At 63.3% G+C, this 13,029-nt stretch carries 13 protein-coding genes; 6 read left to right on the top strand and 7 right to left on the bottom strand.

All coding sequences use genetic code 11. The features are described 5' to 3' along the window. Positions 1-19 precede the first annotated feature (19 nt). A complete protein-coding gene (locus ABZO33_RS16785; protein ID WP_414536952.1) occupies positions 20-1,351 on the top strand; it encodes a DEAD/DEAH box helicase in 1,332 nt (443 codons plus the stop codon). Between the two features lie 34 nt (positions 1,352-1,385). Here the strand turns inward: ABZO33_RS16785 and ABZO33_RS16780 are convergent, their stop codons facing one another. From ABZO33_RS16780 to ABZO33_RS16770, 3 genes are all read right to left on the bottom strand, one after another. Beyond that, positions 1,386-2,627, bottom strand: coding sequence for a TIGR03862 family flavoprotein (locus ABZO33_RS16780; RefSeq protein WP_414536951.1), 1,242 nt, complete (start codon positions 2,625-2,627; stop codon positions 1,386-1,388). A 149-nt stretch (positions 2,628-2,776) separates the two neighbouring features. Continuing rightward, positions 2,777-3,691 (bottom strand): histone deacetylase, encoded by a 915-nt coding sequence (locus ABZO33_RS16775; RefSeq protein ID WP_139668338.1) that lies wholly within the window; start codon positions 3,689-3,691, stop codon positions 2,777-2,779. A 111-nt stretch (positions 3,692-3,802) separates the two neighbouring features. Then, on the bottom strand, positions 3,803-4,489 hold the full coding sequence (locus tag ABZO33_RS16770; protein WP_414536950.1) for a histidine phosphatase family protein: 687 nt from the start codon (positions 4,487-4,489) through the stop codon (positions 3,803-3,805). A 167-nt stretch (positions 4,490-4,656) separates the two neighbouring features. Here ABZO33_RS16770 and ABZO33_RS16765 point away from each other — a divergent pair, with 167 nt between their 5' ends. The 4 genes from ABZO33_RS16765 (at position 4,657) to ABZO33_RS16750 (ending at position 7,851) form a co-directional block, all read left to right on the top strand. Beyond that, positions 4,657-5,226, top strand: a complete 570-nt coding sequence (locus ABZO33_RS16765; RefSeq protein ID WP_414536948.1) for a GNAT family N-acetyltransferase — start codon at positions 4,657-4,659, stop codon at positions 5,224-5,226. 90 nt (positions 5,227-5,316) lie between these two features. Then, the gene (tesB, locus tag ABZO33_RS16760) at positions 5,317-6,186 is read left to right on the top strand and encodes an acyl-CoA thioesterase II (RefSeq protein ID WP_414536947.1); all 870 of its coding nucleotides are present in this window, start codon (positions 5,317-5,319) and stop codon (positions 6,184-6,186) included. Continuing rightward, positions 6,183-6,773: an HAD family hydrolase gene (locus ABZO33_RS16755; protein ID WP_414536946.1), complete on the top strand. Its 591-nt coding sequence runs from the start codon at positions 6,183-6,185 to the stop codon at positions 6,771-6,773. Before tesB ends, ABZO33_RS16755 begins: the two co-directional genes overlap by 4 nt. Before the next feature lie 67 nt (positions 6,774-6,840). Beyond that, positions 6,841-7,851 carry a zinc-dependent alcohol dehydrogenase family protein gene (locus ABZO33_RS16750; RefSeq protein ID WP_414536945.1) on the top strand — a complete coding sequence of 337 codons (1,011 nt, stop codon included), beginning with the start codon at positions 6,841-6,843 and terminating at the stop codon, positions 7,849-7,851. 41 nt (positions 7,852-7,892) lie between these two features. Here ABZO33_RS16750 and ABZO33_RS16745 read toward each other — a convergent pair whose 3' ends face one another. The 4 genes from ABZO33_RS16745 to ABZO33_RS16730 form a co-directional block, all read right to left on the bottom strand. Continuing rightward, the gene (locus ABZO33_RS16745) at positions 7,893-8,786 is read right to left on the bottom strand and encodes a GNAT family N-acetyltransferase (RefSeq protein WP_414536944.1); all 894 of its coding nucleotides are present in this window, start codon (positions 8,784-8,786) and stop codon (positions 7,893-7,895) included. Between the two features lie 125 nt (positions 8,787-8,911). Continuing rightward, positions 8,912-9,709, bottom strand: coding sequence for an RHS repeat-associated core domain-containing protein (locus ABZO33_RS16740; protein WP_414536943.1), 798 nt, complete (start codon positions 9,707-9,709; stop codon positions 8,912-8,914). A 99-nt stretch (positions 9,710-9,808) separates the two neighbouring features. After that, on the bottom strand, positions 9,809-10,801 hold the full coding sequence (locus ABZO33_RS16735) for an RHS repeat-associated core domain-containing protein (RefSeq protein ID WP_414536942.1): 993 nt from the start codon (positions 10,799-10,801) through the stop codon (positions 9,809-9,811). A gap of 126 nt (positions 10,802-10,927) precedes the next feature. Further along, positions 10,928-11,659, bottom strand: a complete 732-nt coding sequence (locus ABZO33_RS16730) for a peptidase C39 family protein (RefSeq protein ID WP_414536941.1) — start codon at positions 11,657-11,659, stop codon at positions 10,928-10,930. On the opposite strand from ABZO33_RS16730, the gene gabP reads away from it, so the two are divergent. Continuing rightward, positions 11,546-12,940 carry a GABA permease gene (gene gabP, locus ABZO33_RS16725; RefSeq protein ID WP_414536940.1) on the top strand — a complete coding sequence of 465 codons (1,395 nt, stop codon included), beginning with the start codon at positions 11,546-11,548 and terminating at the stop codon, positions 12,938-12,940. The two genes, ABZO33_RS16730 and gabP, sit on opposite strands and share 114 nt — an antisense overlap. Positions 12,941-13,029: the final 89 nt, after the last annotated feature.

The raw sequence follows: 13,029 nt of genomic DNA, 5'->3' as shown, positions 1-13,029 counted from the left end.
AACCCCTGACGGTATTGCCATGAATTTCGCCCAACTCGGCCTGATCGAACCGCTGCTGCGCACCCTGCAGACGCTGGACTACACCACGCCCACCCCGGTCCAGGCCAAGGCCATCCCCGCCGTGCTCGCTGGCCGTGACTTGATGGCCGCCGCCCAGACCGGCACCGGCAAGACCGCCGGCTTCGCCCTGCCGGTACTGCAGCGCCTGGCGCTGGAAGGGGAGAAGGTCGCCAGCAACTCGATCCGCGCGCTGGTGCTGGTGCCGACCCGCGAGCTGGCCGAGCAGGTGCACAACAATGTGCGCGAGTATGCCGAGAACCTGCCGCTGAGCACCTACGCGGTGTACGGCGGGGTCAGTATCAACCCGCAGATGATGCGCCTGCGTCGTGGCGTCGACCTGCTGGTGGCGACCCCGGGCCGCTTGCTCGACCTCTTCCGTCAAAACGCGGTGAAGTTCAATCAGGTGCAGACCCTGGTGCTCGACGAAGCCGACCGCATGCTCGACCTGGGTTTTGCCGAAGAGCTGCAATCGGTGTACGCGGCGTTGCCGCGCAAGCGCCAGACACTGCTGTTCTCCGCCACCTTCTCCGAGCAGATCCGCCTGCTCGCGGGCCTGGCGCTGAACGATCCGCTGAGCATCGAGGTGAGCCCGCGCAACGCCGCCGCGACCACGGTCAAGCAGTGGCTGGTGCCTGTGGATAAAAAGCGCAAGGCCGACTTGTTCATCCACCTGATGCGCAAGCAGCGTTGGAAGCAGGTGCTGGTGTTCGCCAAGACTCGCAACGGTGTCGATCAACTGGTCGAGCGTCTGTTGGCCGAGGGCGTGAATGCCGACGGCATCCACGGCGACCGTCCGCAGGCCACGCGCCAGCGCGCTTTGGACAGCTTCAAGGCCCGTGAGATCCAGGTACTGGTGGCCACCGATGTGGCCGCTCGCGGCCTGGACATCGACGACCTGCCGCTGGTGGTCAACCTCGACTTGCCGATCGTCGCCGAAGACTATGTGCACCGCGTCGGCCGTACCGGCCGCGCGGGGAACAAGGGCGAGGCGATTTCGCTGGTGTGTGCCGACGAGGTGCAATTGCTGGCCACGATCGAGACCCTGATTCGCCAGGTGTTGCCACGGCATGAGGAGCCGGATTTCATCCCCGATCACCGAGTGCCGGTGACCGATGCCAGTGGCCAGGTGCTGAAGAAACCGAAGAAGCCCAAGAAGCCCAAGGAGAACAGCGCCAAGCGTGGCCTGGGGCGTTGGATGGATAGCGAGGGCGCGGGGGCTTCGGCGCCGGCGGTCAAGGCGGTGCGCAAGGTGCCGGCGTTCGGTGGCAAGCCGCGCAAGCCCAAGCCTTGAGATCCTCGGGGCTGCGTAGCAGCCCCGGCATTCCTCAGGTCAGGCGCGTCAGCCAATCCGCCGCCGCATTTCCCGCCCGCAACCCACTAGCGAAGCACGCCGTCAGCAGGTACCCACCCGTCGGCGCTTCCCAATCCAGCATCTCCCCTGCGCAGAACACCCCGGGCAGGTTGCGCACCATCAGCCCCTCATCCAGCCCTTCAAAGCGCACACCGCCGGCACTGCTGATCGCCTCGTCCAGTGGCCGGGTCCGCACCAGCACGATCGGCAGCGCCTTGATCGCCGCCGCCAGGCACGCAGGGTCGGCAAAGGTCGCCTGGTCGGTCAGCTCGCGCAACAGCGCAGCCTTCACCCCGTCGATGCCCAGCTGACCGTGCAGATGCTTGGCCATCGAGCGCGATCCCCGGGGCTTGGCCAGGGCCTGGGCAACTTTGTCCACAGGCCGGTCCGGCAGCAGGTCCAGCAGCAGGGTAGCCCGACTGTCGCAGTTGATCGCCTCGCGCAGCGCCGCCGACCAGGCATACACCAGGCTGCCTTCCACGCCCTGAGCGGTGAGGATGAACTCGCCTTTGCGCGGCGCAGTGCCGGGGACGCTCAAGGCAATGTTCTTCAGCGGGGCACCTGCGAACTTGTCCTTGAGCAGCATGCTCCAGCCTTCGACCTCGAAGCCGCAGTTGCTTGCCTGCAGTGTGGAGATATCCACACCCCGTTCAGCCAGCAGCGGCACCCAGGCTCCGTCCGAACCCAGGCGCGCCCAGCTACCGCCACCCAGGGCCAGTACCACGGCGTCTGCCTGCAGTTGTCGTTCGCCCTGTGGATAACTGATCCGCAAGGCACCAGCGTCGGTCCAGCCCAGCCAACGGTGTCGGGTGTGGATAACCACGCCGGCCTCGCGCAGGCGCTTGAGCCAGGCACGCAGCAGCGGCGCGGCCTTCATGTCGCGGGGAAACACGCGGCCCGAGGTGCCGACGAAGGTTTCGATGCCCAGGCCGTGAATCCACTGGCGCAGGGCATCGGCGTCGAAGTCGCGCAGCAGCGTGTCGATCTCACCGTGGCGTGTACCGTAGCGGCCGACGAAGGCCGGGTAAGGCTCGGAGTGGGTGATGTTCATGCCGCCGACTCCGGCCAGCAGGAACTTGCGCCCCACCGAAGGCATGGCGTCGAACACTTCAACTGCCATCCCGCGCCTGGCCAGGGCTTCGGCGGCCATCAGGCCAGCAGGGCCGCCACCGATCACGGCGACAAGGGGGCGGGAGGCGGGGCGAGGATCGTTCATGGCGGGCGGCAGGCTGTGGAAAAGAGCGCGCATTCTACCCCAGCGGGATGACTCGCGGCACTGCTCAAAAAATGACCAGCTCTTTGCAGATCAGGCAGTTAAAGGGCTGGAGCGGCTTTCCCGCAGGTTATCCACAGGCGGTTCCACAGTCATTGTGAACAACCGAGCACCCGCGCCGCGCTGTGGTGGAGGATGCCGTGGCGCCGGGCAAGCGCCTGGCGGTCCTTGCTGTAGCCGCCACCGATCACCCCCACCACCGGGATGTCGCGGCCCAGGCATTGGCGCAGCACATGCTCGTCGCGGGCAGCGAGGCCTGCATCGGTCAGTTGCAGGTAGCCCAGGGCGTCGTCCTTGTGCACATCGACGCCGGCGTCGTACAGCACAAGGTCTGGCTGGTACAACGGCAGCAGGTAGTTCAGCGCATCCTCGACCACCTTGAGGTAGGCGCTGTCGTGCATGCCGCGGGGCAGAGGGATGTCCCAGTCGCTCTGGGCCTTGCGCGCCGGGAAGTTCTGCTCGCAGTGCAGCGACACGGTGATCGCCTCCGGCGTGTCGTGGAGAATGCGCGCGGTGCCGTCGCCCTGGTGCACGTCGCAGTCGAAGATCAGCACCCGGTGTACGCGTCCGGCTTCCAGCAGGTAACGGCTGATCACTGCCAGGTCGTTAAAGATGCAGAAGCCGGCGGGGTGGTCGTAGTGGGCATGATGGGTGCCGCCGGCCAGGTGGCAGGCGATGCCATGCTGCAGTGCCTGTTCGGCGGCCAACAGTGAACCGCCCACGGCGCGCACCGTGCGCCTGGCCAGGGCTTCGCTCCAGGGCAGGCCCAGGCGGCGCTGGTCCTCGCGGGACAGTTCGCCGTTCATGTAGCGCTCGATGTAGGCGCGGTCATGGGCCAGGGCGAGGATGTCGTTGGGGCAGATTTCAGGACGCAGCAGGGCGGCGTCGGTGGTCAGGCCGCTGTCCACCAGGTGATCGCGCAGCAGGCGGAACTTGTCCATCGGGAAGCGATGGTCCGGCGGGAATTCGGGACTGTAGTCGTCGTGGTAGATCAGCGGCAGGGGCATGGTGTCGGCGCGTTGAGGGCGAACACCGATCTTGCCAGTATTGGTGGCGCAGGCGCCAACGCAATCGCGGGGCAAGCCCACTATCACAGGGCTGCAGTGATCTTGTGGCGCTCATTGGCCTGCCGATGCCAGCACCCTTTGCCAGTCCGGCTCGTTCATCCGCCCAAGAATCCGTGCCTTGCCATTGCCATCCACCGACACGAACAGCGCACTGGCGTAGCCGCTCTCACGCTCGCCCCCCGGCACATGCTGCTGGCGGGCGAAGTGATCGATGCAACCATTGTGGGTCACCAGCACCAGGTTGTGCCCGGGCCGCTTGCGGGCCATGGCTTCGGCGGGGAACGGACGGTCGCAGCGCTCCAGCCAGTCTTCGCTGGATACCGCCTGGCCAAGGATGAAATGCGCGGTCTGGCGGGTTCGCAGCTTTGGGCTGCTTAGCAGGTCGGCACCGGTCAGCCCCAGTTGCCGCAGGCCCTGACCGACCCGCTGCGCCGCCTGGCTGCCGGCCACGGTGATGCCGGTCGCATCGTCCAGGCAGGGGCCTGGGGCGCTGTCACAGCGTTCGGCGTGGCGGATCATCACGATCACCGCGCCTTCCTTCCAGTCCTGCAGCAGGCCGCTGTCGCTCAGTTGTTGCTCGTTGCCAAGGTTCACGATGTGCGTCCTCGTCGCTAGCCAGGTGCTGGCCCCGGCCAGTGCCAGGAGCAGGCCGAAGGCGGCGCCGAGTGCGGTGCGTGAACGGCGGCGTTCGGGGCGGGCCAGCAGGGCCGGGTTGTGCAGGGTGTTGCTGGGGGGCATGCGTCACTCCGATGGCAGTGCGGCGTCGACCAAGGCCGCGGTAGGTGTCGGCATTGTGCGAAGAGGCCTGTCGGGGGGCGGTGAAGCCGATGTGAAAAAAGCATCGGCTGGCCGATGCACGCGGCCTACGCTGTACACTGCCAGACCGTGATTTCGGAGCCGCGCCGATGACCCCCATCCTCGAACTGGAAAGCCCGCGCCTGGTGCTGCGTCAATGGCAGGACGACGACCTGCGCGAGTTCGCCGCCTTGTGCGCCGACCCACAGGTGATGCGTTACTTCCCCGCGCCGATGACCCGGGTCGAGGCGGCGGCGCTGATCGGCCGGATCCGCGGTCATTTCAACGAGTACGGCTTCGGCCTGTGGGCATTGGAGCGCAAGGACAGTGGCGCCTTCATCGGCATGACCGGCCTGCTCAACGTCAACTTCGACGCGCCCTTCGGCCCGGCGGTGGAAATCGGCTGGCGCCTGGCCCGCCGGCACTGGGGGCTGGGCTTCGCCAGCGAGGCGGCCTGGGCCTGCCTGCGCTGTGCCTTCGCCCAGCTGCATCTGGACGAGGTGGTGTCGTTCACCACCGAGGGCAACCTGCCGTCGCAGAAGGTGATGCAGGCCATCGGCATGGTCCAGGACCCGGCGGGCAGCTTCGAGCACCCGCGCCTGCCGCCGGGCGATCCGCTGCGCCCTCATGTGCTCTACCGCATCGACCGCGCCCGCTGGCAGCACAACCTGCGCGGCTGAATAGGTGGCCATTCGTACGGCGGGACTACTGACAAACCCTGTATCATTTACCGCCTTAACAGCGCCGTATTGCCTTGCCAGGAGAACCCCATGAGCCACGTACTCGACGATCTGGTCGATTTGCTGAGCCTCGAGTCCATCGAGGAGAACCTGTTCCGCGGACGCAGCCAGGACCTGGGCTTCCGCCAGCTGTACGGCGGTCAGGTGCTCGGCCAGTCGCTTTCGGCGGCCAGCCAGACGGTCGAGGACGCGCGCCATGTGCATTCGCTGCATGGCTACTTCCTGCGCCCGGGTGACGCCAGCATGCCGGTGGTCTACTCGGTGGACCGCGTGCGTGACGGCGGCAGTTTCAGCACCCGGCGGGTGACGGCGATCCAGAAGGGCCAGCCGATCTTCACCTGCAGCGCCTCGTTCCAGTACGACGAGGAAGGCTTCGAGCACCAGGCGCCGATGCCCGACGTGGTCGGCCCGGAGAACCTGCCCAGCGAGGTCGAGCTGGCCAGCGCCATGGCCGACAAGTTGCCCGAGCGCATCCGCGAGAAGGTGCTGTGCGCCAAGCCCATCGAGATCCGCCCGGTCACCGAGCGCGACCCGTTCAACCCCAAGCCTGGCGATCCGGTCAAGTACGCTTGGTTCCGCGCCGACGGCAACCTGCCGGACATTCCGGCGCTGCACAAGTACCTGCTGGCGTACGCCTCGGACTTCGGCCTGTTGACCACGTCCTTGCTGCCCCATGGCAAGTCGGTGTGGCAGAAGGACATGCAGATCGCCAGCCTCGACCACTCGCTGTGGTTCCACCGTGACCTGCGCGCCGACGACTGGCTGCTGTACGCCACCGACAGCCCCTGGGCCGGCAATGCCCGTGGCTTCTGCCGGGGCAGCATCTTCAACCGCGCCGGGCAGCTGGTGGCCTCGTCGACCCAGGAAGGCCTGATCCGCCATCGCAAGGACTGGGCATGAGCCTGGGCGACATCCGCCACTGGGTGTTCGACATGGACGGCACCCTCACGGTCGCCGTGCATGACTTCGCGGCCATCCGCGAAGCGCTCGATATCCCCTCCGAGCACGACATCCTCACCCACCTGGCAGCCTTGCCGGCAGCGGAGGCGGCGGCCAAGCATGCCTGGCTGCTGGAGCATGAGCGCGACCTGGCGATCGCCTCCAAGGCCGCCGATGGCGCTGTGGAGCTGGTGCGCGAACTGGCTCGACGTGACTGCCGGCTGGCCATTCTCACGCGCAATGCCCGCGAGCTTGCCCACGTGACCCTCGAGGCCATCGGCCTGGCTGACTGCTTCCCGGTCGAACATATCCTCGGTCGCGACGAGGCGGCGCCCAAGCCCAGCCCGGACGGGTTGTTGCAGATCGCCCAGGCTTGGGGTGTGAGCCCTGGTCAAATGGTGATGGTCGGTGACTACCGCTTCGACCTCGACTGTGGCCGGGCCGCGGGCACCCGCACCGTGCTGGTCAACTTGCCGGACAATCCCTGGCCGCAGTTGGCCGACTGGCACGCGGCCGATTGCCGGGCGTTGAAGGCGTTGCTCGGCTGACGGCCCCCCGATCATCCAGACCTGTCTAAGCTGCACTGCACCTTTCCCCTCGATGGAGACCCATCCCATGAGCACCAAGGCCCTCTACGTCCTGCCCGGCGGCGGCTACGACAAGGTCCAGGTCGGCACTTGCGAAACCGCCGCGCCCAAGGCCGGCGAGATCACCGTGCGCCTGCACGCCAGCTCTCTCAACTACCACGACTTCGCCGTGGTCAGTGGCATGTGGGGGCCGAGCGAGCGGCGCATCCCGATGGCCGACGGCGCCGGTGAAGTGATCGCGGTGGGGGCAGGGGTCAGTGAGTTCCAGGTTGGCGATGCCGTGGTCAGTACGTTCTTCCCAGACTGGCTCGACGGCCAGGCCCAGGTCGAGGGCTTTGCCAGTGTGCCCGGGGATGGCATCGACGGCTACGCCCGTGAACAGGTGACCGCCCGGGCCACCGCCTTCACCCTTGCGCCCAAAGGCTACAGCCATGCCGAGTCGGCGACGCTGACCACCGCCGGCCTCACGGCCTGGCGCGCCTTGATGAGCGACGACCACCTCAAGCCCGGTGACAGTGTGCTGGTGCAGGGCACCGGTGGCGTATCGATCTTTGCCCTGCAGTTCGCCAAGCTGGCCGGCGCCACGGTGATCGCCACCTCGTCCAGCGATGCCAAGCTCGAGCGCCTCAAGGCACTGGGCGCGGATCATCTGATCAACTACAAGACCACGCCCGCCTGGGGCGAAAAGGTCCGTGCACTGACTGGCGGACGCGGCGTGGACCATGTGATCGAAGTCGGCGGCCCGGCCACCTTGGAGCAGTCGATGATCGCTGCGCGCATCGGTGGCCACGTGTCGTTGATCGGCATCCTTACCGGCGTTGCCGGGCAGTTGCCGCTGGTGCAGGCGCTGGTGCGGCAGATCCGCCTGCAAGGCGTGCTGGTGGGTAGCCGCGCCCAGCAGCAGGCGATGGTCCGGGCCATCGACGCCAATGGCCTGCGGCCAGTGGTGGACAAGCATTTCGAGCTGGAGCAGATGGTCGAGGCGTTCAGGTACCAGGAGAGCAATCGGCATTTCGGCAAGATCTGCCTGACCTGGTGACGTGGGAGCGGCGTACCGCCGCTCCCACGCAACCCCCCATTTCAGGTATGGGACAGCAATGGAAACATCAGCGCCTGTCCCTCGACACTGGTGGGTGCCGCGCCCCAGACGAACAGCGCATCATCGCTATCCACAACTCGCGTCGCGAAACCATCGCTGTGTAGCGGCGCAAACCCCAGCACCACCTCCCGCGTCGTTGCCGTGACCAGTTCAGCCACGACATTGGCCAGCACCAGTTCGCGTTCGCAGAACACGTCCACCAGCACCATCCGCTCGCCATCATGTTCGATCACCACGTAGGCCTCGTGCTTTGAGGAATGGAACACCGCCTCCCGGTATGGCCCATCGCAATAGAACATCGTCAGCGGAACATTCGGCACCAGGCTCAATCGCGCCTGTGGACAACTCTTTTTCACCGCATCGATGAAGCGTTGACGTTGTTCGCCATCTTCCAGACTCACCGGGTGGAAGGTCGTGGCCCGTTGCTGCGCCGACCATGTCTGGTAGTACTCGTGTTCGATCACTCGGCGAAAGCCGAACTTGGGATAGAGATCGAGTACGGTGCTGTTGGCGAACAGGTACAACAGGTCGCACTTGCCTGCCCAGCGTTCTACCAGCACTTCCATCAGGTAGCGGCTGTAGCCACGGCCCCTTGCTTTGGGCGCGGTCATTACCGTACCGATCTGGACGCAATGCAGGTGCTGGCCATCGAGGGTGAAGTCGAGCAGGTTGGCCGAGGCGTTGGCCAGCATCTTCCCGTTGCGAACCAGTGAGCACGGCTGGTTGTCGGCTTGCCAGAAGCCGGCCTGGTACCAGGCTTCGAAGTCGAAGCCATAGGTCTGGCGGGTGAGGGCGTTGAGTTCGGCGCGCAGATGCGGGTTGTCGTGGTAGTGCTCCATCCGCTCAAAGGAGGGATCATCGAGAAAGGTTGCCATGATGTCGAACTTTCAGCGAAAGGAATTGTAGATTAGCCGTGGTGGGGATGTTGAACTGTAAAAAGTTGTAGCCGCTGGTGCGGGTGATAAGTGATGTGCGCTTGAATGAAGGCTGTTTTAAATGTTCATTGTGTTCTTATATCTTCCTGGTAACTGCCTGTAAGTATATAAGACGGTGGTGTGGTTTTTCTGGCGCGCTCAAGTTTGGTGTTCGCGATTTGCTGATTGTAAATAGCTTGGCCTAGCTTTATTTTATTTTTTGTTGTTGGTTGATTTCGAAATGCTGAATCTGCTTGAACAAGTGCGTGTTCGGCATTGATGACGTTTTGGTGTTTCTTTTGTGCGGCGGGTGCGTCGATCATATCATAGGTTGCAACACTGGCTTTTTCAGAGAATTTTACTTTTTTTATCCGCATTGTGTCCGCTCTGCTCGACTCTGGTGTGTCGGGAGAGGTGGGAGAAGTGGGAGAAGTGGGAGAAGTGGGAGAAGTGGGAGAAGTGGGAGAAGTGGGGGGAATGGGTTGTGTAAATTTCGAATGGCCGTTTCCTACAAGAGTCTGAATTATTTGAATGAAACTGCGAGCCTGCCCTGATTTGTCCTGCCAGTTTATCGGATCACCCTCACAGTAACCATACGCGTTGAGCCCCCCGACTTCGAATGGGCTTAGTGCATCCGCAGATTGGAAACGCATCAACACGGGATTATAGACCCGTCGACCGTTGCCCGGCAGATAGCATCCTGTAGAAAGCTCCAACGGCAGTGCATTGAAAGCCAGCAGTACGGATAGCCCATGCTCGCCGGGTAGATAACCGAAGCAGGAATATGAAAATGGCTTTGCCAGCAGATTCAGTACGGAACCACTGCGGTCAATGCTCAGCAGCTTGCTGTCGGAGTAGTTAGCCGGGTGGTTATATTTTTTCATGAGGCTGGAATCTATCATTGGGCTGGTTTTGGTATGGCTGCTGTGTGGGCTCGATCAAGGGGCGTACTGTGATTTATCATGCTCGAATATTCGAGGCTATTAAAGGATATCGATGTTGATCTGCTCTGATGAGCGTACTTGATTTCCAGTGATGTAGTTGAATATATTCTTCATATGTCCTGTGAATCCGGGCGTCGACAGAGTGGCCCTAGACGAATGAGTACTGTTACTGGGTGTCGAGGAGGTTGAAACTAGTAAGGCTCTGCCCCCTATCACACTAACTCTGGGTCGGGTTGAGCGCCGTGAGAAGGAAGTCGCGTCGACTTGGTCAGTGCCCGTAGGTGACATTAACGGTGTCGAAGAAATATATTGATCTGCAAGGTTTTGAAGTTGTGCGGCTTTTGTGGATTTGTAGAATTGGTGAATTGAGGCGATGCCTGCTGCGTTCACAATCGTGGTGCCTACATCTTCCAGCATAGTGGCTACATTCTCGTCATACGTGTATCTCGCCACTTTTCCCGCGCCATAAATAGCTGCGCCGATACCTCCAGTAGCCAGAAGTGCTGCGTCGTTACGGGAAATACTCGCTGAGTTCATTTTGCTGATAGCGACGAATGAGAATGCGGTGACTCCAGGGAGGATGCCGGCCGTGGTATTCGTTACTGTACTGAAATTCTGATACCTGGACGTGCTTACTGTGGAATTCGCCCAGCCTATGACTCGACCACTTCGATCATGGAAGTTGATTGGATCCCCCTGGCAGTAGGCATAACTGTTGATACCCCCTTCGCGCCAAGGACTGTTCGTCAGATCAGGAGAGTGGAAGCGCATCAGTACTGGGCTATAGCACCTGTGGCCGTTGCCCAGCAGGTACCAGCCCAGTGCGGTCTCGCGCCGCTGTCCGGTGAGTCCTGTATCCGGAGCGCCAGCCGGTGCGCTGCGGTGACCGTAAGGTGCATGGCTGCAAGGCAAGCGCAGCGCTCCAGTTTGCGCAACTTGGGGCGTCTGCATCCAGTCAGTTGCGAGGATCTTTGGGGTTGTCATGGCGACCTCTTGTCCAATTGCCAACGTACTTTCAGTAAATTGATTCATCGAGCCAGGCACCTTCCCAGATTCTTTAGCGCTGCGTGAAATCACACTAGCACCAGCCCGATGCCCGGGTAACTGGCAAAAATGTCAGGTCCATCGGGTGCACATCACGAGTCAGCCTGGCGTGCATTATCTCCCGCCCAAGGCGCATTCCCGCTCGAACAGCGCCACCGCCGCCCGCAATTTGCGCCCGCCGAACAGGCTCATGCGCTGGAACTCCTGATGGCTGACCGGCAAGTACTGGCAGTCCAGGGCCTGGCGATGGCGGCCATGGTTGGTGTTGGGGTTGTGCAGATAGACAAAGTCGTCATCGCAGGCGGTGACCAGCCCCCAATGCGGCGCCTCGCCGTCGGTCAGCCGGTAGGTGCTGATCAGCACCAGTGCCAGGCCGCCTTCGGCCAGTACCCGGGGCAGGTCGGGGGCCTGCCGGGCGATCTCCACGTCGCTGTCTTGCAGCTCGGCGTAGAAGTCCGTAACCGCGACTGACGCAATCAGGCATGTCCGGGGGCTTGACTGACGTACATGGGCACGTGGTGTCGTGATCGAACAGTTGTCTGACGTTTTCGAGCATTTTGCTCGCGCCGCGCCCAGCTTAAAGTGAAGCCCGCATCCCCATGGTGCGTTGCCCCGGGCGCATGAGAAGGCCGTAACAGAGCGTGCGCAACGTACTCCGCCCTTAGCCGAGGAGACCGTTTCGCCTACGCCTGCCCGTCCCTTCCTTGTGTCAGTAAAAAGAGAACAAGACCAATGAACACCGTGGGAACTGATGGCAACCTTGCTCAAGGTTTCAAGCCACGTCACGTAACGATGCTGTCCATCGCCGGCATCATCGGCGCGGGACTTTTCGTCGGCTCCGGGCATGCCATCGCGGCTGCCGGGCCCGCCACCATTCTTTCCTATTTCGTGGCCGGCACCCTGGTGGTGCTGGTCATGCGCATGCTCGGCGAAATGGCCGTGGCCCACCCCGACACCGGTTCGTTCTCCACCTATGCCGACCAGGCCATTGGCCGTTGGGCCGGCTACACCATCGGCTGGCTGTACTGGTGGTTCTGGGTGCTGGTGATCCCCATCGAGGCGCTGGCCGCGGGGCATGTGCTCAACGCCTGGTTCCCCCAGGTAGACAGCTGGATCTTCGCCCTGGCCTCCGTGCTGTTGCTGGCCTGCACCAACCTGTTCAGCGTGGCCAAGTACGGCGAGTTCGAATTCTGGTTCGCCATTCTCAAGGTCACTGCGATTCTCGGCTTCATCGGCCTGGGTTTTGCCGCACTGGCAGGCTGGTTGCCGGAGCGCGAGGTCAGCGGGTTGAGCACGCTGGTCGACGAGCACGGCGGCTTCGCCCCCAAGGGCTGGTCGGCGGTGGTCGGTGCCTTTATCACCGTGATGTTCAGTTTCATCGGCACCGAGGCGGTGACCATCGCCGCCTCCGAGTCCAGCGACCCGGCGCGCAACATCGCCAAGGCCACCCGTTCGGTGATCTGGCGCATCAGTACCTTCTATATCCTGTCGATCTTCGTGATCATCTCGGTGGTGCCCTGGAACGACCCGCAACTGGCGGTGGTGGGCTCCTACCAGCGCGCGCTGGAGATCATGAACATCCCCAATGCCGCGCTGATGGTCGACTTCGTGGTGCTGATCGCGGTGACCAGTTGCATGAACTCGTCGATCTACATCGCCTCGCGGATGATGTACTCGCTGGCCAAACGCGGCGATGCGCCGGCGCTGCTGAAGAACACTTCACGGGTTGGCGTGCCGCGTGCGGCGGTGTTCGGCAGCACCTTGATCGGCGCGGCAATCGCCATCCTCAACTACTTCGCGCCCAAGGGCGTGTTCGAGTTCCTGCTCGCCAGCTCCGGCGCCATTGCCTTGCTGGTGTACCTGGTGATCGCCATTTCGCAGTTGCGCATGCGGGCACGGCTGGAGCGCGAGAACGCCAACCTCAAGTTCCGCATGTGGCTGTTCCCCTGGCTGACCTGGGCAGTGATCCTGTTCATCGGCGGCGCACTGGCCGTGATGATGTTTACCGAGGAGCACCGCGCCGAGGTCACCGCCACCTTGAGCCTGGCGATCGTGATCTCGTTCCTCGGCATCATCACCACCCGAGGGCATGGGCGTCGGGCGGTGGCTGCGCGGTCGCCGGGCTGACCCGGGCTGCGTATGCCTGCGCGGTTTCTGTGGGAGCGGGCTTGCCCCGCGAACACGGGCGAGGCCCGTGCCGGGTGGCGTGGTCACAT

The sequence above is a fragment of the Pseudomonas sp. CAM1A genome (assembly GCF_047501685.1).
Classification (GTDB): Bacteria; Pseudomonadota; Gammaproteobacteria; order Pseudomonadales; family Pseudomonadaceae; genus Aquipseudomonas.
The sequence above is the reverse complement of the archived record's forward strand: the minus strand, read 5'-3'. Positions and strand labels throughout refer to the sequence as shown.

What these genes read in the sequence shown, in the direction of transcription:
- ABZO33_RS16785 (WP_414536952.1), top strand. Translation starts at nt 20, where the DNA reads ATGAATTTCGCCCAACTCGGCCTGATCGAACCGCTGCTGCGCACCCTG.
- ABZO33_RS16780 (WP_414536951.1), bottom strand. Translation starts at nt 2,627, where the DNA reads ATGAACGATCCTCGCCCCGCCTCCCGCCCCCTTGTCGCCGTGATCGGT.
- ABZO33_RS16775 (WP_139668338.1), bottom strand. Translation starts at nt 3,691, where the DNA reads ATGCCCCTGCCGCTGATCTACCACGACGACTACAGTCCCGAATTCCCG.
- ABZO33_RS16770 (WP_414536950.1), bottom strand. Translation starts at nt 4,489, where the DNA reads ATGCCCCCCAGCAACACCCTGCACAACCCGGCCCTGCTGGCCCGCCCC.
- ABZO33_RS16765 (WP_414536948.1), top strand. Translation starts at nt 4,657, where the DNA reads ATGACCCCCATCCTCGAACTGGAAAGCCCGCGCCTGGTGCTGCGTCAA.
- tesB (WP_414536947.1), top strand. Translation starts at nt 5,317, where the DNA reads ATGAGCCACGTACTCGACGATCTGGTCGATTTGCTGAGCCTCGAGTCC.
- ABZO33_RS16755 (WP_414536946.1), top strand. Translation starts at nt 6,183, where the DNA reads ATGAGCCTGGGCGACATCCGCCACTGGGTGTTCGACATGGACGGCACC.
- ABZO33_RS16750 (WP_414536945.1), top strand. Translation starts at nt 6,841, where the DNA reads ATGAGCACCAAGGCCCTCTACGTCCTGCCCGGCGGCGGCTACGACAAG.
- ABZO33_RS16745 (WP_414536944.1), bottom strand. Translation starts at nt 8,786, where the DNA reads ATGGCAACCTTTCTCGATGATCCCTCCTTTGAGCGGATGGAGCACTAC.
- ABZO33_RS16740 (WP_414536943.1), bottom strand. Translation starts at nt 9,709, where the DNA reads ATGAAAAAATATAACCACCCGGCTAACTACTCCGACAGCAAGCTGCTG.
- ABZO33_RS16735 (WP_414536942.1), bottom strand. Translation starts at nt 10,801, where the DNA reads ATGAATCAATTTACTGAAAGTACGTTGGCAATTGGACAAGAGGTCGCC.
- gabP (WP_414536940.1), top strand. Translation starts at nt 11,546, where the DNA reads ATGAACACCGTGGGAACTGATGGCAACCTTGCTCAAGGTTTCAAGCCA.
- ABZO33_RS16730 (WP_414536941.1), bottom strand. Translation starts at nt 11,659, where the DNA reads ATGCCCGGAGCCGACGAAAAGTCCCGCGCCGATGATGCCGGCGATGGA.